Annotated in this window: 21 protein-coding genes and 2 pseudogenes; 12 read left to right on the top strand and 11 right to left on the bottom strand. The window is 67.9% G+C overall.

Annotated elements, in window-relative coordinates:
• Positions 1-67: 67 nt before the first annotated feature.
• From pstB to AVCA_RS22185, 3 genes are all read left to right on the top strand, one after another.
• Positions 68-901 carry a phosphate ABC transporter ATP-binding protein PstB gene (gene pstB / locus AVCA_RS22195; RefSeq protein ID WP_012703320.1) on the top strand — a complete coding sequence of 278 codons (834 nt, stop codon included), beginning with the start codon at positions 68-70 and terminating at the stop codon, positions 899-901.
• 51 nt (positions 902-952) lie between these two features.
• On the top strand, positions 953-1,696 hold the full coding sequence (gene phoU, locus AVCA_RS22190; protein ID WP_012703319.1) for a phosphate signaling complex protein PhoU: 744 nt from the start codon (positions 953-955) through the stop codon (positions 1,694-1,696).
• Positions 1,697-1,827: 131 nt separating this feature from the next.
• Positions 1,828-2,787, top strand: a complete 960-nt coding sequence (locus tag AVCA_RS22185) for a peptidoglycan DD-metalloendopeptidase family protein (protein WP_012703318.1) — start codon at positions 1,828-1,830, stop codon at positions 2,785-2,787.
• A gap of 84 nt (positions 2,788-2,871) precedes the next feature.
• Here the strand turns inward: AVCA_RS22185 and AVCA_RS22180 are convergent, their stop codons facing one another.
• The 5 genes from AVCA_RS22180 to AVCA_RS22160 all read right to left on the bottom strand — a co-directional run bounded on the left by AVCA_RS22180 (position 2,872) and on the right by AVCA_RS22160 (position 7,937).
• Entirely contained in the window at positions 2,872-4,263 is a 1,392-nt protein-coding gene (locus AVCA_RS22180; protein WP_012703317.1) for a hemolysin family protein, read from the bottom strand.
• A gap of 57 nt (positions 4,264-4,320) precedes the next feature.
• Positions 4,321-5,643, bottom strand: a complete 1,323-nt coding sequence (gene phoR, locus AVCA_RS22175) for a phosphate regulon sensor histidine kinase PhoR (protein ID WP_012703316.1) — start codon at positions 5,641-5,643, stop codon at positions 4,321-4,323.
• A gap of 40 nt (positions 5,644-5,683) precedes the next feature.
• Positions 5,684-6,373, bottom strand: coding sequence for a phosphate regulon transcriptional regulator PhoB (gene phoB, locus AVCA_RS22170; RefSeq protein ID WP_012703315.1), 690 nt, complete (start codon positions 6,371-6,373; stop codon positions 5,684-5,686).
• A gap of 95 nt (positions 6,374-6,468) precedes the next feature.
• Positions 6,469-7,356 carry a 4-hydroxybenzoate octaprenyltransferase gene (ubiA, locus tag AVCA_RS22165; protein WP_012703314.1) on the bottom strand — a complete coding sequence of 296 codons (888 nt, stop codon included), beginning with the start codon at positions 7,354-7,356 and terminating at the stop codon, positions 6,469-6,471.
• A 29-nt stretch (positions 7,357-7,385) separates the two neighbouring features.
• Positions 7,386-7,937 (bottom strand): chorismate--pyruvate lyase family protein, encoded by a 552-nt coding sequence (locus AVCA_RS22160; protein ID WP_012703313.1) that lies wholly within the window; start codon positions 7,935-7,937, stop codon positions 7,386-7,388.
• Positions 7,938-8,076: 139 nt separating this feature from the next.
• On the opposite strand from AVCA_RS22160, the gene AVCA_RS22155 reads away from it, so the two are divergent.
• Together AVCA_RS22155 and AVCA_RS22150 are read left to right on the top strand one after the other, a co-directional pair.
• The gene (locus tag AVCA_RS22155) at positions 8,077-8,244 is read left to right on the top strand and encodes a rubredoxin (RefSeq protein ID WP_012703312.1); all 168 of its coding nucleotides are present in this window, start codon (positions 8,077-8,079) and stop codon (positions 8,242-8,244) included.
• A gap of 185 nt (positions 8,245-8,429) precedes the next feature.
• Positions 8,430-8,738 (top strand): annotated as a pseudogene (locus tag AVCA_RS22150) (HU family DNA-binding protein); the annotation flags it as partial.
• A gap of 209 nt (positions 8,739-8,947) precedes the next feature.
• Here AVCA_RS22150 and AVCA_RS22140 read toward each other — a convergent pair.
• The 3 genes and pseudogenes from AVCA_RS22140 to AVCA_RS22130 all read right to left on the bottom strand — a co-directional run bounded on the left by AVCA_RS22140 (position 8,948) and on the right by AVCA_RS22130 (position 13,432).
• A pseudogene (locus AVCA_RS22140) lies at positions 8,948-10,345 on the bottom strand (aminoacyl-tRNA deacylase and HDOD domain-containing protein).
• A gap of 79 nt (positions 10,346-10,424) precedes the next feature.
• Positions 10,425-12,500, bottom strand: coding sequence for an ATP-dependent DNA helicase RecG (gene recG, locus AVCA_RS22135; RefSeq protein WP_012703308.1), 2,076 nt, complete (start codon positions 12,498-12,500; stop codon positions 10,425-10,427).
• The gene (locus AVCA_RS22130) at positions 12,497-13,432 is read right to left on the bottom strand and encodes a hydrogen peroxide-inducible genes activator (RefSeq protein ID WP_012703307.1); all 936 of its coding nucleotides are present in this window, start codon (positions 13,430-13,432) and stop codon (positions 12,497-12,499) included. Before AVCA_RS22130 ends, recG begins: the two co-directional genes overlap by 4 nt.
• Before the next feature lie 87 nt (positions 13,433-13,519).
• On the opposite strand from AVCA_RS22130, the gene AVCA_RS22125 reads away from it, so the two are divergent.
• Positions 13,520-14,380 carry an NAD-dependent epimerase/dehydratase family protein gene (locus tag AVCA_RS22125; protein ID WP_012703306.1) on the top strand — a complete coding sequence of 287 codons (861 nt, stop codon included), beginning with the start codon at positions 13,520-13,522 and terminating at the stop codon, positions 14,378-14,380.
• On the opposite strand, the gene AVCA_RS22120 is transcribed toward AVCA_RS22125, so the two are convergent.
• Positions 14,377-14,925, bottom strand: coding sequence for a DUF6436 domain-containing protein (locus AVCA_RS22120; RefSeq protein ID WP_012703305.1), 549 nt, complete (start codon positions 14,923-14,925; stop codon positions 14,377-14,379). The two genes, AVCA_RS22125 and AVCA_RS22120, sit on opposite strands and share 4 nt — an antisense overlap.
• A 109-nt stretch (positions 14,926-15,034) precedes the next feature.
• On the opposite strand from AVCA_RS22120, the gene bipL reads away from it, so the two are divergent.
• Positions 15,035-15,973 (top strand): phospholipase BipL, encoded by a 939-nt coding sequence (gene bipL, locus AVCA_RS22115; RefSeq protein WP_012703304.1) that lies wholly within the window; start codon positions 15,035-15,037, stop codon positions 15,971-15,973.
• A 4-nt stretch (positions 15,974-15,977) separates the two neighbouring features.
• Here the strand turns inward: bipL and AVCA_RS22110 are convergent, their stop codons facing one another.
• Positions 15,978-16,715, bottom strand: coding sequence for a DUF2059 domain-containing protein (locus tag AVCA_RS22110; protein ID WP_012703303.1), 738 nt, complete (start codon positions 16,713-16,715; stop codon positions 15,978-15,980).
• Between the two features lie 392 nt (positions 16,716-17,107).
• Here AVCA_RS22110 and AVCA_RS22105 point away from each other — a divergent pair, with 392 nt between their 5' ends.
• The 4 genes from AVCA_RS22105 (at position 17,108) to AVCA_RS22090 (ending at position 20,410) form a co-directional block, all read left to right on the top strand.
• Positions 17,108-17,740 (top strand): 2OG-Fe(II) oxygenase, encoded by a 633-nt coding sequence (locus tag AVCA_RS22105; RefSeq protein ID WP_012703302.1) that lies wholly within the window; start codon positions 17,108-17,110, stop codon positions 17,738-17,740.
• Positions 17,741-17,770: 30 nt separating this feature from the next.
• Complete coding sequence (locus AVCA_RS22100; RefSeq protein ID WP_012703301.1) at positions 17,771-18,274, top strand: 2-thiouracil desulfurase family protein; 504 nt, start codon at positions 17,771-17,773, stop codon at positions 18,272-18,274.
• Between the two features lie 130 nt (positions 18,275-18,404).
• Positions 18,405-19,472, top strand: coding sequence for an AbrB family transcriptional regulator (locus AVCA_RS22095; RefSeq protein WP_012703300.1), 1,068 nt, complete (start codon positions 18,405-18,407; stop codon positions 19,470-19,472).
• 38 nt (positions 19,473-19,510) lie between these two features.
• A complete protein-coding gene (locus AVCA_RS22090) occupies positions 19,511-20,410 on the top strand; it encodes an AEC family transporter (RefSeq protein WP_012703299.1) in 900 nt (299 codons plus the stop codon).
• Positions 20,411-20,482: 72 nt separating this feature from the next.
• Here the strand turns inward: AVCA_RS22090 and serA are convergent, their stop codons facing one another.
• Complete coding sequence (gene serA / locus AVCA_RS22085; RefSeq protein WP_012703298.1) at positions 20,483-21,712, bottom strand: phosphoglycerate dehydrogenase; 1,230 nt, start codon at positions 21,710-21,712, stop codon at positions 20,483-20,485.
• Between the two features lie 205 nt (positions 21,713-21,917).
• Between serA and AVCA_RS22080 the strand changes: the two genes are divergently transcribed.
• Positions 21,918-23,309: an FAD-binding oxidoreductase gene (locus tag AVCA_RS22080; RefSeq protein ID WP_012703296.1), complete on the top strand. Its 1,392-nt coding sequence runs from the start codon at positions 21,918-21,920 to the stop codon at positions 23,307-23,309.
• Positions 23,310-23,354: the final 45 nt, after the last annotated feature.

Raw genomic sequence — 23,354 nt, 5'->3', positions numbered from 1 at the left:
ACCGGCAGTCGAACCCGCGAGCGGTTCGGCTGTCGGCTTCGGGCTCCATGCTTGAACGGAGTGACTCATGCAACAAGAATCCGCTAGCCACGGCATCAATCTCGACGCCCTTGGCCGCAAGAAGCAGACCTTCGACCTGGCCAGCGAGCCGGTGGCTCTCGAGGTCCCCGGCCTCAAGCTGTTCTACGGCGACAAGCAGGCGCTCTACGACGTCCGCATGAACATTCCGAAGAACCGCGTGACCGCCTTCATCGGGCCGAGCGGCTGCGGCAAGTCGACCTTGCTGCGTTGCTTCAACCGGATGAACGATCTGGTCGACGGCTGTCGCGTGGAGGGAGGGATCAAGCTCGACGGGCAGGACATCTACCGCAAGGGCGTGGACGTCGCCGAACTGCGCCGGCGCGTCGGCATGGTGTTCCAGAAGCCCAACCCCTTCCCCAAGAGCATCTACGAGAACGTGGTCTACGGCCTGCGCATCCAGGGCATCAACAAGAAGCGCACGCTGGACGATGCGGTCGAGTGGGCACTGAAGGGTGCCGCGCTGTGGGACGAGGTCAAGGACCGCCTGCACGATTCCGCCCTCGGCCTTTCCGGCGGCCAGCAGCAGCGTCTGGTCATCGCCCGCACCATCGCGGTCGAGCCGGAGGTGCTGTTGCTCGACGAGCCCTGTTCGGCACTCGATCCGATCTCCACTCTCAAGGTCGAGGAACTGATCTTCGAGCTGAAGTCCAAGTACACCATCGTCATCGTCACCCACAATATGCAGCAGGCTGCCCGGGTGTCCGACTACACCGCGTTCATGTACATGGGCAAGCTGATCGAATACGGCGACACCGACACCCTGTTCACCAACCCGGCGCAGAAGCAGACCGAGGACTACATCACCGGCCGTTACGGCTGATCGTGGCCGGAATCGAGACTAGCAGCCTTCAGCTTTCGTGCGGAGCGAACCATGATCGACAAAGACAACATTTCCCTGCATATCTCCCAGCAGTTCAACGAAGAGCTGGAGGGCGTGCGCAGTCAACTGCTGGCCATGGGCGGCCTGGTCGAGAAGCAGGTCAACGATGCGGTGACCGCCCTGATCGAGGCCGATTCGGGACTCGCCGCCCAGGTGCGCGAGATCGACAGCCAGACCAACCAGATGGAGCGCAGCATCGACGAGGAATGCATCCGCATCCTCGCCCGCCGCCAACCGGCGGCTTCCGACCTGCGCCTGATCATCAGCATCTCCAAGTCGGTGATCGACCTCGAGCGTATCGGCGACGAGGCCACCAAGATCGCCAAGCGTGCCATCCTGCTCTGCGAGGAGGGCGAATCGCCGCGTGGCTACGTGGAGATCCGCCACATCGGCGAGCAGGTCCGCAAGATGGTCCAGGAGACGCTCGATGCCTTCGCCCGCTTCGATGCCGACCTGGCGCTATCGGTGGCGCGCTACGACAAGGTCGTCGACCGCGAGTACAAGAGCGCTCTGCGCGAGCTGGCCACCTACATGATGGAGGACCCGCGTTCGATATCCCGCGTGCTCAACGTGATCTGGGCGCTGCGCTCGCTGGAGCGGATCGGCGATCATGCGCGCAACATCGCCGAACTGGTGATCTACCTGGTGCGTGGCACCGATGTACGCCACACCGGGCTGGCCCGCAGGAAGCCGGCGGAAGAAGGAGAGGTCGGCGAAGCGCCCGCTCGCGAATGAGGCCGACGAACGGTATGCCGCTCGTCGGCTCGGGCGCACTCTTCGTCACAGGCTTGATTTCGTCGACTCGCGATAAGTGGGCGGCGCTGTTAGTCTTCGCGTTCCGTCCAACAATCCTGAGCCATGCAACGATGCTGGGACGCCCGTTACTGTTCGCCGTTTTTCTTGTCTTGGCCGCACCGGCGACGGCCGTGACCATCTACGAGCATGTCGACGCCAACGGCGTGGTCAGCTATGGCGACAAGGCCCGTCCCGGCGCGCGGGTCATCCACGTCATCCAGCCCGGCCGCGGCCTGCGCGGTCTGCGCGCGATTCCGGCCGGCCGGCTGCCGGGGCCGGTGTCGTCGCGCAGCGACGCGCCGGACGACCGGGTGCGTCTGGACACCTTCAAGCATGCCGGTGGCCACACCCTGCGGGTGCAGAACGACATGTTCGCACCGGTGGAGGTCGAGTTGAGCCTGGATGGGCTCGCCAACGTCAGCGGCGCGCCGAACAGGCCCATTCGCTGGATAGTGCCGCCGCGCAGCCAGATCCGTCTGGCCACCCTGGCGCCGCGCGATCCGGACCAGCCGATGCGCTACACCCCCAAGCTGCGCCATGCCCTGGGCGACCCGCGGCTGCGGCCGCAGCCGCACCGCTATCCGCTGCCCTGGCGCGGCGGTCCGTTCCGCCTGACCCAGGGCGCCAACGGCCAGTACAGTCATTACACGCCCAAGGGACGCCATGCCGTGGACATCGCCATGCCGGTGGGGACGCCGATCGTCGCCGCCCGTAGCGGAGTGGTGGTGCATACGGAGAACGACCAGCGCGGGCGCAGCCCCAATCCGGGCGGCAACCAGGTGCGCATCCTCCACGAGGACGGCACCATGGGCGTCTATTTGCACCTGCAGGAGGGCTCGGTGCGGGTGAGCGAGGGCCAGCGGATCAAGGCCGGCACGCCGATCGCCCGTTCCGGCAACACTGGCCGCAGCACCGGGCCGCACCTGCACTTCGTGGTGCAGCGCAATGTCGGTCTGGCGGTGGAGTCGATTCCCTTCCAGTTCAGCCAGCCGGTCAATGCCCTGCCGAACTTCGCCGTCGGCGGCGATTGAGCGATCCCCGTTCGCCGATTGGCCGTGCACCGGCCAAGTCGGCGTCGTACCCGATGACCTGTTCCCGCCCCATCATGTCGGGTTTTAACCCGACCTGCGCCCCTCCGAAGAGGGGAATTGAGCGAACGGACTCGCCAGCTTGAGCACCTTGGCCAGAACGACCTTCGGCCCCTTCATCTTCTTGACGATGATGCGCAGGCCCTGGGTTTCCAGCACTTCGTCCTCTTCCGGCAGCCGCTTGAGCGTCTCGTGGATCAGCCCGGACAGGGTATCGGCCTCGAGGCTCGCCGGCAGGCTGATCTGCAGCAGGCGCTCGACCTTGAACAGCGGCGTGTCGCCGCGCACCAGCAGCTTGCCCGGCTGGTAGGCGACGATGCCGCGCTCGGCCTTGCGGTGCTCGTCCTGGATGTCGCCGACCAGCGCTTCCAGCACGTCCTCCATGGTCAGGTAACCGACCACCTTGCCGTCGGCTTCCTCGACCAGCGCGAAGTGCGAGCCACCGCGGCGGAAGCGCTCGAGCAGCTCGGTCAGCGGCATGTGCCGATCGACCCGCTCGATCGGGCGCATCAGTTCGTCGATCTTCAGCGCCGAGGGCAGTATTTCCAGCAGGGAGAGGTGCATCAGCAGGTCCTTGATGTGCAGCACGCCGACGAAGCGCCCGGTGTTCTCGTCGTGCACCGGGTAGCGGCTGTACTTGTGCCGGCGGAAGGTGCTCATGACCTCGTCCAGCGGCGCGTCGCGCTCCAGATAGACCAGGTCCTCGCGGGAGTTGGCCCAGTCCACTACTTCGAGTTCGCCCATTTCCACCGCCGAGGCCAGCACGCGCATGTCCTGGTCGCTGGGGTCGTGGGCCCGGCTCGAGTACAGGATCAGCTTCAGCTCGTCGAGGCTGTACTGGTGCTCGTGATGGGCATCCGCGCCGCCCTGGCCGGCGATGCGCAGGATGGTGTTGGCGCTGGCGTTGAGCAGCCAGATCGCCGGGTACATCAGCCAGTAGAACAGGTACAGGGGAACGGCGGTCCACAGCGACAGCCGCTCCGGCTGGCGGATCGCCCAGGACTTGGGGGCCAGTTCGCCGACCACGATGTGCAGGTAGGAGATGATGAAGAACGCGGTGAAGAAGGACACCCCGTGGATCAGCGCCGGCGTGTCGATGCCGAGTCTGGCCATGAGCGGTTCGAGCAGATGGGCGAAGGCCGGCTCGCCGACCCAGCCGAGTCCCAGGGAGGCGAGGGTGATGCCCAGTTGGCAGGCCGAGAGGTAGGCGTCCAGTTGGGCGTGCACACGGCGCAGGATCTGTCCGCTCCAGCCGTTCTGGCCGGCGATCAGTTCCACGCGGGTGGCGCGCAGCTTGACCATGGCGAATTCGGCGGCGACGAAGAAACCGTTCAGCAGGACGAGGAACAGAGCGAAGAGAATGAGGCCGAGATCGGCGAAATAGGCGAAGTCGGTACTGCTACTCGGGGAGGGGTCCATGGGGTATTCGCGAAATGATTGACAAGAGGGGGCATATTAGGGCCTCGGGACACACTTTCAAGAGGCGTTGCCGAGCGCCCGGCCCTCCATCAGTTGGGTCGCCGGGAAATGGCAGGTGAACAGGCTGCCCTTGCCGGGCTCGCTGGCGATCTCCAGGCGGCCGTTGTGGTGGATCAGCGCGTGCTTGACGATGGCCAGCCCCAGTCCGGTGCCGCCGGTGCTGGCCGAGCGGCTGGCGTCGACCCGGTAGAAGCGTTCGGTCAGCCGCGTCAGGTGCCGGGATTCGATGCCGATGCCGGTGTCCTGCACGCTCAGGTGGGCGCCGTCGCGGTCGCTCCACCAGCGCAGGCGAATCTCGCCGCCGGGCGGGGTGTATTTCACCGCGTTGTACACCAGGTTGGAAAAGGCGCTGCTCAGTTCCGCCTCGTTGCCCTTGAGGGCGAGGTCCGGCTCGGCATCGAGCAGGATGCGGTGCTCGTCCGCGCCGGAGAGGATCTGGGCATCCTTGACGATCGCCTGCAGTAGCGGTTCCACCTCCACCGGCTGCCTGAGCTGCTGGTTGTCGTTCGCTTCCAGGCGGGCCAGCAGCAGCAGGTCGTCGAGCAGGTTCTTCATGCGTTCGGCCTGCTGCTGCATCTGCTGCAGGGGACGGCGCCAGCGCGGGTTCACCTCGTCGGCATGTTCCAGCATGGGCTCCAGATAGCCGGCGATCACCGTCAGCGGTGTACGCAACTCGTGGGAGACGTTGGCGACGAAGTCCTTGCGCATCTGCTCCAACTGGCGCACGTGGGTCACGTCGCGAACCAGCATCAGTTGCTCGCCGTTGCCGTAGCGGGTGATCTGCACCTGCAGGTACAGGCGGTCGTTGAGCGGCGAGGGCAGTTCGAGGGAGGCGCTGAAGTTGCTCTGGTCCATGTAGGTCTTGAACTGCGGATGACGGACCAGGTTGGTGATCGGCTGGCCGCTGTCCTGCGGCGTCTTCAGGCCGAGCAGGGTTTCCGCGGCGCGATTCCACCACTCCAGGTTGCCTTCGGCATCGAGCATGATCACCGCATCCTTGAGGGCGGCGGTGGATTCCTGCACGCGATCGATCACCGCCTGCAGGCGGCCGCGCACGCGCTGGTCGCGGCGCTGGATGTTGTAGAGGCCGTCGAATACCTCGCCCCACAGGCCGCTGGCGTCCGGCGGCGGCTCGTCGGGCTGGTAGGTCTTGAGCCAGTGGTGCAGGCGGATGAGCTGGTAGAGGTTCCAGGCGAGGTAGGCGGCCAGGCCGCCGGACAGCGACCAGCCATAATCGCCGAGGAACAGGCCGAGGAGCAGGCCGACGGCGATGGGCGCCAGCAGACTGCGCAGCAACGGACCGAGCCAGTTGTATTTCACGGGGACGTCCTTGACCTGGGCGCCTTGCGTGGCGCCGGGCTCAGCTTTTGGTGGAGAAACGATAACCGGTGCCGCGCACCGTCTGTACCAGATTTTCATAGGCCTCGCCGAGGGCCTTGCGCAGGCGGCGGATGTGCACATCGACGGTGCGTTCCTCGACGTAGACGTTGCCGCCCCAGACCTGGTCGAGCAGTTGGCCGCGCGTATAGGCGCGTTCCTGGTGGGTCATGAAGAACTGCAGCAGGCGGTACTCGGTGGGCCCCATCTCGGCCGGCTTGCCATCAATGGTCACCCGGTGGCTGATCGGGTCGAGCCGCAGGCCACCGACCTCGATCGGCGTCTCGTTGTCGCCAGGGGCGGTACGGCGCAGCACGGCCTTCAGGCGGGCGACCAGCTCGCGCGGCGAGAAGGGCTTGGTGATGTAGTCGTCCGCACCGACTTCCAGCCCCTGGATCTTGTTGTCCTCCTCGCCCTTGGCGGTGAGCATGATCAGTGGAATGCCGGTGGTCAGTTCGTCGCGCTTCAGGCGGCGGGCCAGCTCGATGCCGGAGGTACCGGGCAGCATCCAGTCGAGCAGGATCAGGTCGGGGCGGCGGTCGACGATGATGGCATGGGCCTGCTGGGTGTTCTCCGCTTCCAAGCATTCATAACCGGCCATCTCCAGGGCAACGGCGATCATCTCGCGGATGGGGGCCTCGTCGTCGACGATAAGGATTGTCTTGCCAGCCATGGGGCAACTGTCCCGTTGTTGTTCCTGTCAGTGCAGCGCATTAGATAACGGAATTATTGCAGTCGTGTGACAGGTAGACGCATCCGCGGGAAGGTCTAGATCCCGTAGTCGAGGATCAGGCCGACCAGGATCGCCAGGCCGGCCCAGTGGTTGTGCAGGAAGGCGCGGAAGCAGGCCTGCGGTTCGCGCCGGCGGGTGGTGACGAATTCCCAGGCGAAGCACAGGGCGGCCACCAGCAGGCCGAGGTGGAAGTACGGGCCGAGGCCCAGGCGCATCCCGACCACCAGCAGCAGGCCGAGGGTCAGGCCCTGCAGGGCGAGGATGATCGCCCGGTCGGCCGCGCCGAAAAGGATGGCGGTGGATTTCACGCCGATCTTCAGGTCGTCCTCGCGGTCGGTCATCGCGTAGTAGGTGTCGTAGGCCACGGTCCAGGCTAGGTTGGCGGCGAAGATCAGCCAGGCTTCGAGCGGCAGGCGGCCGGTCGCGGCGGTGAAGGCCATGGGGATGCCCCAGGAGTAGGCCGCCCCGAGCACCAGTTGCGGGAGGTGGGTGTAGCGTTTCATGAAGGGGTAGAGCGAGGCCACCGCCAGGGCGCCGAAGGACAGGGCGACGGTGAAGGGGTCGGTCAGCAGCACCAGGCCGAAGCTCAGGGCCACCAGCACGGCGAACAGCGCCCAGGCTTCGCGCGTACGAATCCGCCCGGTCGCCAGCGGACGCTGGCGGGTGCGGGCGACATGGCCGTCGAAGTTGCGGTCGGCGAAGTCGTTGATCACGCAGCCGGCCGAGCGCATGAGGATCACGCCGCAGGTGAAGATCAGCACGTGCTTCAGGCTGGGCGAGCCGTCGGCGGCGATCCATACCGCCCAGAGGGTCGGCCAGAGCAGCAGGTAGATACCGATCGGCCGATCCAGGCGCACCAGTTGGATGAAATCCCAGGCGCGGGGGTGCAGGCGGTTCATCGATTGCAGCAGGGCGGTGTACATGGGCGACGTTCCCGGAGGGTTCGGGCGGATTATAGGGTGTCCGGGTCGATTCCCTGGTAGCGCCAGAGCTCCGGCAGGAAGACTTCCGCCACCAGCACGCTCAGGGTTTCCCGGTGGAAACGGGAGCGCCGTCCCCAGAGTCCGGGGCAGCGTATCCCGGCCGGCAGCCAGTCCGGCGGATAGTGCGTGGCCTGCAGCGGGCCGCGGGCGAAGGCTGGGTCGCTGAACAGCAGTTCGCCGAGGGGCCGCCGGCCGAGTTCGGCGAGTACGCCGGAGAAACCCGCCAGAGCCTCGCGGGCCGCCACGCTGCGGGCGAACACCCAGGGCCGCTCGGCGCCGAGCAGGTAGACCTCGCGTACCCAGCCGGTGCTGCCCGGCACCACGTCGAGGGCGGTGCATTCGTCGTCGCGCAGCACCTGCCAGCCTTCGGCCAGCGGCGTCACGGCGAAACGGCCGGCGGAAAGGGCGGTCAGCCGGCGGGTCAGCGAGCCGCTGTCGAACAGCCAGTCGGCCAGGACGGCCGGGGGGGCGGGATGCAGTTGGTCGGCGCCGAGCCATTGGAAAGCGGGAGCAGCGGTCACGGAGGAGCATTCCGGCAGAGTGTCGGGGAAGCGAGTCTAGGGCCTGACGCCGATTGTTGCCATGCCCGCGCCGAATCGGCCTTGGCGCTGCCGGCGACTTGCAGTAGCGTGGAGTTCTTCGCGATTTCGGAGGAGAGCCATGCGCAAGTGGCAATGCATCGTCTGTGGCTTCGTCTACGACGAGGCCTGCGGTCTTCCGGAAGAGGGCATCGCCCCCGGCACGCCTTGGGAAGAGGTGCCGTCCGACTGGCTGTGCCCCGTGTGCGGTGCCAGCAAGCAGGATTTCGAGATGATCGAGACCTTTTGACGCATGCTCGGGACCTTCGGCGCCCGGGCGCTGGCTCTTCGCCCCGCCGGACGAGGGGTTCGTGCGTAGCGCTCCGTCGGTCCGCGCCGCTCAAGGACGCGGCGTGACTGGCGAAGAGCGGTGGGGCATGCCATCCTCCCTGTGTCGGCTGCGGCAGGGAGCCGCTACAGCCTAGGGAAGAGCGTACGGATACAACAACAAGAAACATCGAAGAGGTAATCATGCGTAAACCGGAACTCGCTGCGGCTATCGCCGAAAAGACCGATCTCACCCGGGATCAGGCCAATCGGGTACTCAATGCGATGCTCGAGGAAATCACCAGCGCGCTGAATCGCAAGGACAGCGTTACCTTGGTCGGCTTCGGCACTTTCGTGCAGCGCCATCGCGGCGCCCGGACCGGCAAGAACCCGCAGACCGGCCAGCCGGTCAAGATCAGGGCCAGCAACACGGTCGCCTTCAAGCCGGGCAAATCGCTCCGGGATGCGGTCAACTGACCGGATGAGGTCCGTGTCGCCCGAACCGGGGTTCGGGCGATCGCCTGTCGCCGCCGAGGGCAGGTCGCTTTCTTCCGTCATGCCGCAGGGCTATTCGCAGCGGCAGTAGGCCCCGGCTTGCAGCATTCTTCCCGTCTTCCCAGCCTCCGCCAGGATCGCGAGCACCACCCGCCCGAAGGCCGTTCCGCTTCAGCCGTCCCGGCTTCGTCTCATTCCGGATGCGCCAGCAGGGCGCGCAGCGCCGTTTCCGCGGCCAGCACCCGGTCCAGCGCCTCCTCGGCCCGGGCCCTGGTCAGCCCCAGGTCGTCGAGCAGCCGCTGGGGAATCTCTTCCTGTGGCGTGCTGCCGATGCCGCGGTTGCGCAGCAGGTTGATCGCCAGGTAGACCAGGTTGGCATAGACCGCATGGCGACCGCGATAGTCGGGATCGTGCTGGCAGCTCAGCGCGACCGACAGCTCCTCGGGCATCCGCCAGTGCTCCATCAGCTAGGCGCCGATCTGCTCGCGGGTGATGCCGAGCAGATGGTGTTCGACCAGGGTGTGCGGTACGTGCGGGTTGATCCGCAGGTGCTGGCTGAGCAGCCTGAAGTAGGGCGGGAAGATGTGCGCGAGGGTCAGGTAGCCGAAGTTGTGCAGCAGTCCGGCCAGGTAGGCCAGTCCCGGCTCGGGTCGTTTGCCGCGAGGCATCGCCCGGCACAGGCCGTCCATCAGGGTGGCGGTGTAGAGGGCCTCCTCCCAGTAGGGGGTCAGGTCCTCGGGGGGCTCGGTGTTTTCCGCGGGACCGATTTCGGACAGGCCGAGCGACAGGTTCAGCACCACCTCGGAGCCGAGCACCCGGACGATGGCATCCTCCACCGAGAGCACCCGCTCCGGCGACGGATGGTGGTCGGTGCCGGCCAGCCCGGCCCAACTGACCACCTGGGCGGCGAGGGCCGGGTCGGTTTCGATCAGGTAGGTGACGTCGTCGTCGCTGCAGGTACGCGGATTGCCATGCAACTGGCGGATACGGCGCACGGTGTTGCGTCGTGGCGGAATTTCCACCCGGCGCTCCAGGCGCTGGCGGATGCGCCGGGCGGTGAAGCCCTGCACGGCCTCCATCGGGTCCTCGGCGTGCGCCTGCAGGTTATGGCGCAGCAGGATCAGCGGCATGCCGAAGCGGGCGCTGCGGGCACCGGCGAGCAGGCCGCGATAGACCTCGCTGTCGATTTCCAGGAGCACGTGGGGCTGGCCGGAGTCGAGCAGCACGTTCGGCCCCTGCAGCAGGCGTTCGTCGTACAGGCAGGGGCTGTCGATCAAGGGCGGCAGGCCGGGGAGCGCGCTCAGCCGTTCGCGGGCGAACAGTTGCCGCAGGCGCTCGTCAGCCGGAACGAGACGGCGGCCGATGGCTGTCTTCAGGCGGTGGAGGTCGAGCAACTGGTCGCGGGGGAACAGCACCAGCAGGCTGCCGGTCTCGTCCTCGAGCAGCGCGGCCTGTATCCGCGGCTGAAGGGAGCCCGGTCGCTCGTGGACGATGCGCACGGGAACGCCGAGCCTGCTCAGCAGGTCCCGGAGGATCTGTGGCAGTTGGGGTTGCAGCAATTCGGCGGCGTTCGGCAGGGTCTCGGGCATAGGGTGTTTGCCGGGGTGGGACGAAGTCGGAGCAGTATAACCAGTCGACCGGGTTTCGCGCTGATTTGCGCCAATTTGCTCAAACTTGTCCGTATTGTTGGCCATGACGGAGCCAGCGTTCCAATAGCGGGCTGACATGTTGTGGCCAGCATGCAAGCAAATCCTGGGCCGCTTCGCGTACCGCCGGTAGCAGATCGGCGTCGCGCATCAGGTCGGCGACCTTGAACTGTAAAAGGCCGGTCTGGCGGGTGCCGAGCATCTCGCCGGGACCGCGCAGTTCCAGGTCCTTCTCGGCGATGACGAAGCCGTCCGAGGTTTCGCGCATGATCGCCAGGCGCTCGCGCCCGAGCTGCGACAGCGGCGCGTGGTAGAGCAGCACGCAGTGGCTGGCGGTGCTGCCGCGTCCGACCCGGCCGCGCAACTGGTGCAACTGGGCGAGTCCCAGGCGCTCGGGGTTTTCGATGATCATCAGGCTGGCGTTGGGCACGTCCACGCCCACTTCGATCACCGTGGTGGCGACCAGTAGTTGCAGCCGGCCGGCCTTGAACTCCTCCATCACCGCGGCCTTTTCCGCCGGCTTCATGCGTCCGTGGATCAGCCCGACGGCCAGTTCGCCGAGCGCTGCGGAGAGTTCCTCGAAGGTGGTTTCCGCGGCCTGGCAGGTCAGTTCCTCGGACTCCTCGATCAGCGTGCACACCCAGTAGGCCTGGCGGCCTTCCAGACAGGCGGCGCGGACCCGCTCGATCACCTCCAGGCGCCGGCTGTCGGCGATCACCAGGGTGTTCACCGGGGTGCGTCCGGGCGGCAGTTCGTCGAGTATCGAGGTGTCCAGGTCGGCGTAGGCACTCATCGCCAGGGTACGCGGGATGGGCGTGGCGGTCATGATCAACTGGTGCGGGCAGAGGCGGCCGTCGATGCCCTTCTGGCGCAGGGCCAGGCGCTGCTGCACGCCGAAGCGGTGCTGTTCGTCGATGATCGCCAGGGCCAGGTTGCGAAAGCGCACCTCGTCCTGGAACAGCGCGTGGGTGCCGACCACCATCGGGCAGCCGCCGGCGATCTTCTCCAGCGCCGCGCCGCGCGCCTTGCCCTTGAGCTTGCCGGCCAGCCAGGCGAGGTCGATGCCCAGCGGCTCCAGCCAGCGGGCGAAGTTCAGGTAGTGCTGCTCGGCGAGGATCTCGGTGGGCGCCATCAGGGCCACCTGGTAGCCCGCCTCGATGGCCTGCAGCGCAGCCAGCGCGGCGACCACCGTCTTGCCGGCGCCGACGTCGCCCTGTACCAGGCGCAGCATGGGTTCGCTCCGGCTGAGGTCGTGGGCGATCTCGGCGCCGACCCGGCGCTGGGCGCCGGTGGGGGCGAAGCCGAGGTTGGCGAGGAACAGCTGTGGCAGCCTGCTGGCCGGCGGCAGGGCCGGCGCCTGCTGGCTGCGCAGGCTCTCGCGCAGCCGCTGCAGGGACAACTGGTGGGTCAGCAGTTCCTCGAAGGCCAGACGATGCTGGGCCCAGTGCCGGCCTTCGGCCAGCTCCTCGAGGTCGGCATCCGGCGGCGGCCGGTGCAAATAGCGGATCGCCTCGTCCAGCGGACCGAGGCGGTGGGCGCGGGCCAGTTCCGCCGGCAGCCAGTCCGGCAGGCTGTGCGGGCCGAGGCGGGTCAGCGCCTGCTCGGTCAGACCGCGCAGGCGCTGCTGGGTGAGGCCTTCGGTGGTCGGGTAGATGGGCGTCAGGGTCTGTTCCACCGGCGCCGGCTCCAGGCCGTTCTGCGCGCGGTATTCCGGGTGGTAGATCTCCAGGCCCGAGGCGCCGGGGCGCACCTCGCCGTAGCAACGCAGCGGGGTGCCGCGCTTGAGCGCATCCTTCTGCGCGGTACTGAAGTGGTAGAAACGCAGGGACAGGCTGCCGCTGCCGTCCTGCAGGCGCACCAGCAGGCTGCGGCGGCGGCCCATGACGACGTCGGCGGCGGCCACCGTGCCCTCGACCACCGCATCCTGGCCGGGGCGCAGGGCGCCGATCGGGGTGATGCGGGTGCGGTCCTGGTAGCGCAGCGGCAGGTGGAACAGCAGGTCCTGTAGGGTCTCCAGGCCGACCCGGGCGAGCTTCTCGGCGAGCGCCGCGCCGACGCCCTTCAGCGCGGTGACCGGGATCGTCGCCAGTTCGGTCATGCCGTCTGCTGGGCGGGGCCGGTCGGCGAATGGGTCGCCGAGCACAGGCGGATGGACTCGGCCAGTATCTCGATCGCCTTGGGCCGCGGGAAGCTGGCGCGCCAGGCGAGGGCCACGGTGCGGAACGGCACCGGCGAGGCCAGCGGACGGACTTCGAGTATGCCGGGAGCGTAGTGGTGGCTGTTCACCGCGGTGAACGGCAGCACCGAAATACCGAGCCCGGAGGCGACCATGTGGCGGATGGTCTCCAGCGAGCTGGATTCCACCGTGGTGTGGCGATGTGCCTCGTCGCTCTTGCGCAGCGACGGGCAGGCCTCCAGCACCTGGTCGCGGAAGCAATGGCCCTCGCCGAGCAGCAGCAGGCTCTTGTCGTTGAGCATCTCGGTGTCGATGGTGCGCAGCCTGGTCCAGGGGTGACCGGCCGGCAGCAGGGCATAGAAGGGCTCGTCGTAGAGCGGCTTGGTCAGCACGTCCGCCTCGTTGAACGGCAGCGCGACGATGATCGCGTCGAGTTCGCCGGTGCGCAGCTTGTCGCGCAGCACGTGGGTGAAGTTTTCCTCGATGTACAAGGGCATCTGCGGCGCCGCCTTGTGCAACTGCGGGATCAGGTGCGGGAACAGGTAGGGGCCGATGGTGTAGATGGCGCCGACCTTGAGCGGCGCGGCCAACTGGTTCTTGCCGGCCTGGGCCAGTTCGCGGATGCTCTGGGCCTGTTCCAGCACCTTCTGGGCCTGGGTGACGATGCCCTCGCCGACCGGGGTCAGCCGCACGGCGGTCTTGCTGCGTTCGAAGATCAGCACGCCGAGTTCGTCCTCGAGCTTTTTCACGCCCACCGAAAGGGTCGGCTGGCTGACGTGGCAACGTTCGGCGGCGCGTCCGAAATGCTGTTCCTGGGCGAGGGTGACGATATAGCGCAGTTCGGTGAGGGTCATAGCGAATATCCATTAGCTCGCTTTCAAGAATAGCCTTTGCGTAGCTGAGAACCAACCGTGTCCACGAGCAGCATGACAGGAGCTCATATGGAAACCACTGCGCCCGTGCTGCTGATCGCCGGTTGCGGCGACGTCGGCAGCCGCCTCGGCGAACGGCTGGCCGCCGCCGGCTGGCATGTGCATGGCCTGCGCCGGCGGGTGGCCGCCCTGCCGGCGACGATCCTGCCGCTGTGCGGCGATCTCGAAAGCACGCAGTGTCCTGCGGGCTGGCCGCCGGGGCGGATCGATTACCTGATCTACAGCGCGGCGGCCAGCCGTCACGACGAGCCCGGCTACCGGGCCGCCTATGTCCAGGGGTTGTGCCATGTGCTGGACTGGCTGACGCGGCACGGCCAGAAGCCGAGGCGGCTGCTGTTCGTCTCCAGCACCGGGGTCTACGGCCAGCAGGAGGGCGAGTGGGTCGACGAAAACTCGCCGACCGAGCCTTCCGGTTTCTCCGGGCGGGTGCTGCTGGAGGCCGAACGCCTGGCCCTGGGCAGCGGCCTGCCGGCCAGCGTGGTGCGTCTGGCCGGCATCTACGGGCCCGGTCGCGAGTGGCTGCTCGGGCAGGTCCGCCGCGGCGGTCGGATCGCCGCGACGCCGCCGCTCTACGGCAACCGCATCCACCGCGACGACGCCGCCGGACTGCTCACCTTCCTGCTCGAGGCCGATGCCCGTGGCGTTCCGCTGGCCGACTGCTATCTGGGCGTGGACGACGCGCCGGCGCCGCTGCACGAGGTGGTCGCCTGGCTGCGCGGGTGGCTGGGCGTGACCGGCGAGGGCCCGGAGAGCATCGGTCGGCGCGCCGGCAGCAAGCGTTGCAGCAACGCCAGGGCCCGCGCGCTCGGCTGGGTGCCGCGCTATCCCGGTTACCGCGAGGGCTATGCGGCGCTGCTGGACACGCCCTAGCGCCAGTCGCAGAAGCAGCCTTCGGCCAGGGTTCCGCCGGCCCGCACCGGACGGCCTTCGAGCAGAGCGTCGAGGATCGGCTCGACGAAGCTGTTGGCCGAGGTGCAGGTCGCCCCTTCGCTGTAGGGGCCGAAGTAGGCCAGATGGCCCTGGCGGTCCCAGATCGCCAGGGCCGGGCTGGCCGGCGGCGCCTTGCCGTCGGGGAGTGCCGCCAGCGGCTGCAGCGCGGCCAGCGCCGGCGGCAGGCCGCCGCGGCTGCCCGGCCGCTGCACGGCATGGAAGGACACGCCCCGCGCTCCGTAGCGTTCGATCAGTTCGGCCAGATGTTGCTGGTTGCCGACGTTGCAGGGGCAGGCCGGGTCGTGGAAGTGCACCAGGCGGATCGGCCCGGGACCCGCCAGGGCCGGCGGCAGGCGTAGTCCGCTGGCATCGAACAGGACGGTCCGCTGGTAGCGTCCGCGGTACCAGTCGTAGGCGGCGAGGACGGCGAGGCCGAGGATGGCGAGCAGTATGGCGAGCAGGGTCTTGCGCTTCGGGGAGAGCATGGCGTAAAGACGGGCAGAGAATGCCCAAGCTTGCCACGCCGCGCCCGTCCGATGAAGGGCGTCGGCACGGTGCGGCGCCGGGCGCGGTTTCCTTCGCGGACGAGGTGTCATGTCAGAGTCCTTCCAGCCCGATCTTCTGCGTCCTTTGCTGCAGCCTTTGGCCACGGCCGGCGACGAGTCGCCGCGGGTCCGGGCCTACCGCCGCTACTACGGGCTCGACTTGGGCGAGCATCGGCCGGGCGTGCAGGGCCGCCTCGGCGCCTTCGACGTCGGTCCCTACCGGATCGTCGCCCAGGTCTGGTGGCCGGAGCGGCCGCGCGCGACCCTGCTGCTGTTGCACGGCTACTACGATCACATGGGACTCTACCGGCACGTGCTCGACTGGGCGCTGGGCATGGGCTTCGCCGTGCTCTCCTGCGACCTGCCGGGGCACGGGTTGTCCAGCGGCGCGCCGGCCAGCATCGACGACTTCGCCGAATACCAGGCGGTGTTCCAGGGGCTTCTGGGCGAGGCCGCCGCGCTCGATTTGCCCAAGCCCTGGCACCTGTTCGGGCAGAGCACCGGCGGCGCCATCCTGCTCGATTATCTGCTGACCGGCGCGCCGCGCCCCGAGCTGGGCGAGACCATCCTCTTCGCCCCGCTGGTGCGGCCGCGCAGTTGGCGGCTGTCGAAGCTCAGTTACCAGGCGCTGCGGCCGTTCGTCCAGTCGATTCCGCGGCGTTTCACCGACAACTCCAGCGACGCGGCCTTTCTCGAATTCATCCAGCGCGACCCGCTGCAGGCGCGCATCCTGCCGACCGCCTGGGTCGGCGCGCTGGCGCGCTGGATTCCGCGCATCGAGGCCGCCGGGCGCAGCGAGCGCAGCCCGCTGATCATCCAGGGCGATGCGGACCTGACCGTCGACTGGCGGCACAACCTGGACGTCCTGCGGGGCAAGTTCCGCGATCCGCAGTTCCTGCTGCTGGCGGACGCGCGCCATCACCTGGCCAACGAGCGCGAGGCGCTGCGCGAGCGCTACTTCGATTTTCTGCGCGAACGGCTGGCGTGACCGGCTATTGCTGTCCGACCGCCAGGCCGGCGCGCAGGGCGGCCAGGGCGGCCTGGTAGTAGGCCCGGCCGGCGGGCGACTCGGCGAACTCGACGAACTCTTCCAGTTCCGGGTCGGACAGGTCCCGGTAGACGTACATCAGGGTGTTGTCCAGATCCTGCTCGATCTCGTCGCGGATGCGCTGGCGCTGGTTGTCGAGCATGCCGAGCTGGCCGCCGCTGAACAGGCCGAAGCCGGGCACCATCTGGCTGAGGCTGTCGGCGGCCACTCCGGCCAGCGCCAGGCTGAGTTCGGCGCCGGCTTCTCCGGCCGGGATGGCCTGCGCCAGGTGGCGGATCAGCAGACGGCGGGTGGCGTCGGCCTGCATGCGCGGCAGGCCGTTGGCGTGCCTGGCCAACTGGTCGCTGCGGGTGGCGGTCAGTTCGGCGGCGACGATCTTGCGGCCCAGCGGGCTCTCGAAAAAGGTCAGCGCCGGCCCCGGCTGCGGCAACCGGGCGCGCAGCGCCGCCAGGGCGCGGCGGTCCATGGCCTGGGCGGCGAAGCGCTGGTTGCTGTTGTCGACCAGGGTCTGGTAGATCGCCGGCGGCAGGTTGGTCCGGTAGCGCTGCTGGGCGCTGGCGAGGGCGGCGTGGAAGTGCTCGCGCTGTTCCGGCCAGCCCCCGCTCCGGTAGAGCTGCAGGTAATCGTCGGCAAAGCCGGGCGGGCCGAGCAGGGCGAGGACGAGGAAGACGAGGGCGCGCATGGAGACTCCGGTCGTTCGTGGCGCTATTGTCGACGGCCCCGCGCGCAAAAGTCGAGGGGCCGCCGGCCGCGAGCCGGCACCGGGGCCTGCCTTCGTTGTTCTGGCTCTCGGGCATCGTCGCCCGGTCTCGAGCATGCAGGCCAGCCAGGCGTCGTCGGGCGTGCCGCCCGGTGGGAACAGGCGTTCGACCATGCCGCTGGCGAGGGCACGGTCCTCTTTCAGCTCCTCGCTTTCCAGTAAGGCGTAGAAGCGGTCCCGGTGGTCGGCCTGGCAGCGTGTCCTTGGCGTTTTCGCCGGTAACCGCCTATCGATACCGAGGATTGATCCGTGGGCCGCACGACATTCGGGGGCCGGCCTACTCCAAAACCTCGGCAACCCCTAGAATATCCGCCATGCCTACCTCTTCCGCTCATCCCCTGCTGCTGCGCATCGTCGACGACCTGGCCGGCCCCGGCTGGTCGCAGCAAAGCATCTTCCTGCCGCCGGCATTGACCGCCGAGCTGGCCGCGGAGTGTCGCGCGCGGGCGGATGCCGGCGAGCTGACGCCCGCCGCCATCGGCCGCGGCGGCCGGCAGCTGGTGCAGGAGGGCGTGCGCGGCGACTACACCGCCTGGCTGGAGCCCGGTCAGTGTGCGCCGGGCGATGCCTGGCTGGCGCTGATGGAGTCCCTGCGCCAGACCCTCAACCGCGAGCTGTTCCTCGGCCTGGAGGAGCTCGAGTGCCACTTCGCCCTCTATCCGCCGGGGGCCTTTTACCGGCGCCACTTCGACCGCTTCCGCGACGACGACAGCCGCACGGTGACCGTGGTGCTCTACCTCAACGAAGCCTGGCAGCCCGACGAAGGCGGCGAACTGCGCCTGTACCTGCCGGGTGGCCGGGCGCACGACATGATGCCGCAGGGCGGCAGCCTGGCCTGCTTCATGTCGGCGAGTTTCCCTCACGAGGTGCTGCCGGCGACCCGCGAACGGCTGTCGCTGACCGGCTGGTTCCGGCGGCGTGCCGATAACCCCCTGGATACCCTGTAGGCCGGTCCGCGCCGGCACACGGAGCCCCGCATGCACAAGATCCTGGTCAGCCGTTGCCTGCTCGGCGAGCGGGTCCGCTACGACGGTGGCAGCCACGGTCCTTTCGCCCTGCTCGAGGAGTGGCGGCGCCAGGGGCGCCTGGTGGCGGTCTGTCCGGAGGTCGCCGGCGGTCTGCCGACGCCCCGGCCGCCGGCGGAGATTCCCGGCGGGCAGGGCGCCCGGGTACTGGATGGCGAGTGCGGTGTGCTGACCGTCGACGGCGCGGATGTCGGCGCGGCCTTCCTCGCCGGCGCCCGCGCCGCCCTGCGACTGGTCGAGGCCCACGGCATCCGCCTCGCCGTGCTCAAGGCGCGCAGTCCTTCCTGCGGCAATCGCGAGAACTACGACGGCAGTTTCGCCGGCCGGCGGGTGCCCGGCGAGGGCGTCACCGCCGCGCTGCTCAGGCGCCACGGGGTACGGGTGTTCAGCGAGGAGGAACTGATGGACGCGGCCGCCGCCCTGGCAGCGCTGGAGGCGGGCGACGACGCGCGATGAGCATTGGTTGCCACCAATGGCTATCCGGCAGCGGATAGACCTGATCAATGGCGCGGTCGATAATCCCTCCCGGCGGTACATTTCCGTACAACGTACCGATGAGTCTTACCTTCGCCGTGGAGAATCCGGGTTGTCGCAGTCGCCGCGCTTTTCGCTCCGAACCTGGCCCGCCGCGCTGCAGTGGCTGGCCCTGCTGGTCGCCGCCGGAGCCGGTGGCGGACTGCTCGGCCATCTGGACCTGCCGGTCGCCTGGTTTCTCGGCCCCATGCTGGTGGCCGTGGTCTTCGGCGTCTGTGGTGCGACCATCCACATGCCCAGGCCGGCCTTCAAGCTGGGCCAGGGCTGCGTCGGCATCCTGGTCGCCCAGTCCATGACCCTGTCGGTGCTGCTGAACCTGGCGCAGTCCTGGCATGTGATGCTGCTGGCGACCTCGCTGACCTTGGCCCTCAGCCTGCTGGTGAGCTTGGGGCTGGTCTGGTTCGGCGGCATTTCCGGCAGCACCGCGGCCTGGGGGATGGCGCCCGGGGCCGCCTCGGCGATGGTCGCGATGGCCGAGGAGGACGGCGCCGACGGCCGCGTGGTGGCGACCATGCAGTACGTGCGGGTGGTTTGCGTGGTGCTGGTCGGGGCGCTGGTCGGGCATCTGACCGGAGTCCCGGGCGCCGAGCCGGCCGGGTTGTCGTCGCTGCCGGCGCAGACCGGGCTGGCGGACCTGGCACCGAGTCTGGCGCTGATCCCGTGCGGGGTGCTGGCCGGCGCGCGCCTGCCCGCCGGCGCCCTGCTGCTGCCGCTGCTGGCCGGCGCCGCCCTGCAGGTGGCCGGCGTGCTGCGCCTGGGACTGCCGGACTGGCTGCCGCCCCTGGCCTACGGGGCGATCGGATGCTATATCGGGTTGCGTTTCGATCTGGCGACGTTGAGCCATGTCTGGCGCCGCCTACCGGCGATGATCGTCGGCGCGGTGGTACTGATCGTGCTCTGTGCGCTGTCGGCCTGGCTGATCGCGCTGCTGCTCGGCAAGGACTTCCTCTCGGTCTACCTGGCAACCACTCCCGGCGGCCTGGACGCCATGGCGATCATCGCCGTGGACACCCGCTCGGATGCCGGTCTGGTGCTGGCCATGCAGACGCTCCGCCTGTTCGGGGTGATTCTCACGGGAGCCTTCTTCGCGCGGCAGATCATGCGCCTGGCGCGGCGCTGAGCGCCCCTTTTCCTTCAAGCTGCCGGAGTCTTTCAGTCGTGGCCGTGCTGCAGGCGATTCTGCCGATCTTCGCCCTGATCGTGCTGGGCTACCTTCTCGGGCGCCGTCAGTGGCTGGGTGCCCAGGCGGCCAGGGAACTGGGCAACCTGACCTTCAAGCTGTTCATGCCGATGCTGCTGTTCCATGGCATCGCCAAGGCCTCGCTGGACGAGGGCTTTTCCCCCGGCCTGCTGCTGGCCTATTTCCTGCCGGCCCTGGGCGTCTTCGCCGTGGTGAACCTGATCGGCCACCGCCTGCGCGGACGGCCCACGCCGTTCGGCCTGACCGCCGGCTTCTCCAACAACGTGCTGGTGGGCATCCCGCTGGTCGCCAGCCTGTTCGGCAATCCCGGGCTGGTCTACGTGTTCACGGTGCTGGCCTTCCACAGCCTGCTGCTGTTTTCCTTCCAGAGCCTGTACGGCGCGCTGGCCGACGGGGAGGCGGTGAATGTCCGCTCCCTGCTGCTGAGCCTGGCCAACCCGATGATCGTCGGGCTGGTGCTGGGCGTGCTGCTGAACCTCTCCGGCCTGCAACTGCCCGTCTCCGTCGAGCATCTGGTCCAGTGGCTGGGACAGGCGGCGCTGCCCTGCGCGCTGATCGTGCTCGGGGTCAATCTCTCCGGCTATCGTCTGTTCCCCAGCCGCGAGGCGCTCGGCATCGTCTTCGCCAAGCTGCTGGTGTTCCCGCTGGCGGTACTGCTCCTGTGCGCGGCGCTCGGGCTAGGGCCGCTGGCCAGTTCGGTGCTGATCGCCATGGCCGCCTGCCCCAGCGGGGTGAACGTGTTCGGCTTCGTCCGCCATCCGGAGGACAGCGGGGTGGTCAGCTCGGCGATCACCCTGTCGACCCTGCTGGCGGTGCTGACCCTGCCGCTGTGGGTGTTTCTCGGCGCGCATCTGTAGCCAGCGGAAACGACGAGGCCCGTACCATCCGGTACGGGCCTCGTCGTCGGGCGGCTCGCGGCTGCGGAGCGGTCAGAACAGCACGCGGCTGCGGATGGTGCCGTTCACCTGCTGCAGTTTCTCCAGGGCCATTTCCGAGTACTCGGCATCGACATCGATCACCACGTAGCCGACCGTCTCGTTGGTCTGCAGGAACTGGCCGGAAATGTTGATGCCGTTCTCGGCGAAGACCTTGTTGATCTCGCTCATCACTCCGGGGATGTTCTTGTGGATGTGCAGCAGGCGGTGCTTGCCCGGGTGGGAGGGCAGGGCCACTTCCGGGAAGTTGACCGAGGACACCGAGGTGCCGTTGTCGCTGTACTTGACCAGCTTCTCGGCCACTTCCGAACCGATGTTGGCCTGGGCCTCCATGGTCGAGCCGCCGACGTGCGGGGTGAGGATGACGTTGTCGAACTCGCGCAGCGGGCTGACGAACTCGTCGTTGTTGGAGCGCGGTTCCACCGGGAACACGTCGATGGCCGCGCCGTTGAGGTGCTTGTCGCGGAGGGCGGCGGCCAGCGCGTCGATGTCCACCACGGTGCCGCGGGCGGCGTTGAGCAGGATGGCGCCTTTCTTCATGGCGCGGATTTCCTTCTCGCCGATCATCCACTTGGTCGCGGCGGTTTCCGGCACGTGCAGGGTGACGATGTCGGCCTGGCCGAGCAAGTCGTAGAGGTTGCCCACCTGGGCGGCGTTGCCCAGCGGCAGCTTGGTCACCACGTCGTAGAACAGCACCTGCATGCCCAGGCTTTCGGCCAGCACCGAGAGCTGGGTACCGATCGAGCCATAGCCGATGATGCCGAGCTTCTTGCCGCGGATCTCGTAGGAGTTGCTGGCGCTCTTCAGCCAGCCGCCGCGGTGGCTGGCCGCGTTCTTCTCGGGAATGCCGCGCAGCAGCAGGATCGCCTCGGCGAGCACCAGCTCGGCCACCGAGCGGGTGTTCGAGTAGGGGGCGTTGAACACCGCGATGCCGCGCTCGCGAGCGGCCTCCAGGTCGACCTGGTTGGTGCCGATGCAGAAACAGCCGACCGCGACCAGCTTCTTCGCGCGGTCGAAGACCTCCTCGGTCAGTTGGGTGCGCGAGCGGATGCCGATGAAGTGGGCGTCGGCGATCTTCTCTTTCAACTGTTCCTCGGGCAGCGAGCCGGTCAGGTACTCGATGTTGGTGTAGCCGGCAGCCTTGAGCGTATCCAGTGCGGTCTGGTGGACGCCTTCCAGCAGAAGGAAGCGGATCTTGCTCTTGTCGAGAGAGGTCTTGCTCATCTACGTAAACCTGTTTTCCTGGAGGTAGGTGGCGATGTAGGCGGGCAGCCGGTAGTACTGCCCGGAAAGGGCTACAACCGTTCCGGAAATCGGCGGGAGGCACGACTCACGGGGCGGCTATGCTAGCATACCGAGCCCGCCAAACCGCCATTCCTGGTACGTGAAGGGTATTCAGGACGGCCATGAATCCTTTGAGAGTTGCCCCATGACCAACCCTGCCCTGATAGACGAGTTGAAGACCCTGGTGGAGCCCGGCAAGGTGCTCACCGACGCCGATTCCCTCAACGCCTACGGCAAGGACTGGACCAAGCATTTCGCCCCCGCCCCACTGGCCATCGCGTTCCCGAAGAGCATAGAGCAGGTGCAGGCCATCGTCCGCTGGGCCAACGAGCACAAGGTCGCCCTGGTGCCCTCGGGCGGGCGCACCGGGCTGTCCGCCGCCGCCGTCGCCGCGCATGGCGAAGTGGTGGTGGCCTTCGACTACATGAACCGCATCCTGCGCTTCGACGAGATCGACCGCACCGTGGTCTGCGAGCCTGGCGTGGTGACCAGGCAACTGCAGGACTTCGCCGCGGACAAGGGGCTGTACTACCCGGTCGACTTCGCCTCCGCCGGCTCCAGCCAGATCGGCGGCAACATCGGCACCAACGCCGGCGGGATCAAGGTGATCCGCTACGGCATGACCCGCAACTGGGTGGCCGGCCTCAAGGTGGTCACCGGCAAGGGCGACCTGCTCGAGCTGAACAAGGACCTGATCAAGAACGCCACCGGCTATGACCTGCGCCAGCTGTTCATCGGCGCCGAGGGCACCCTGGGCTTCGTCGTCGAGGCCACCATGCGCCTCGATCGCGCGCCGACCAACCTCACCGCCCTGGTCCTCGGCACCCCCGATCTCGACTCGATCATGCCGGTGCTGCACGCCTTCCAGGACAAGATGGACCTGACCGCCTTCGAGTTCTTCTCCGACAAGGCGCTGGCCAAGGTGCTGGCGCGCGGCGACGTGCCGGCGCCGTTCGAGACCGAGTGCCCCTTCTATGCGCTGCTGGAGTTCGAGGCCAGCACCGAGGAGCGCGCCGAGCAGGCGCTGGCGACCTTCGAGCACTGCGTCGAGCAGGGCTGGGTGCTCGACGGGGTGATGAGCCAGAGCGAGCAGCAGTTGCAGAACCTCTGGAAGCTGCGCGAGTACATCTCCGAGACCATCTCCCACTGGACCCCGTACAAGAACGACGTCTCGGTCACCATCGGCAAGGTGCCGGCCTTCCTCAAGGAAATCGACGCGATCGTCGCCGAACATTACCCGGATTTCGAGATCGTCTGGTTCGGCCACATCGGCGACGGCAACCTGCACCTGAACATCTTGAAGCCCGATGCCATGGACAAGGACGAGTTCTTCGCCAAGTGCGCCACGGTGAACAAGTGGGTGTTCGAGATCGTGCAGAAGTACGCCGGCTCGATTTCCGCCGAGCACGGCGTGGGCATGACCAAGCGCGACTACCTGGGCTACAGTCGCTCGGAGGCCGAGATCGCCTGCATGAAGGCGATCAAGGCGGTGTTCGATCCGAACGGCATCATGAATCCCGGCAAGATCTTCGTCTGATCCGCCCGCGTCCCGGACGCAGGCCCGCGTGGCCTGCGTTCGCGT

It is taken from the genome of Azotobacter vinelandii CA (assembly GCF_000380335.1).
Lineage (GTDB): Bacteria > Pseudomonadota > Gammaproteobacteria > Pseudomonadales > Pseudomonadaceae > Azotobacter > Azotobacter vinelandii.
The sequence above is the reverse complement of the archived record's forward strand: the minus strand, read 5'-3'. Positions and strand labels throughout refer to the sequence as shown.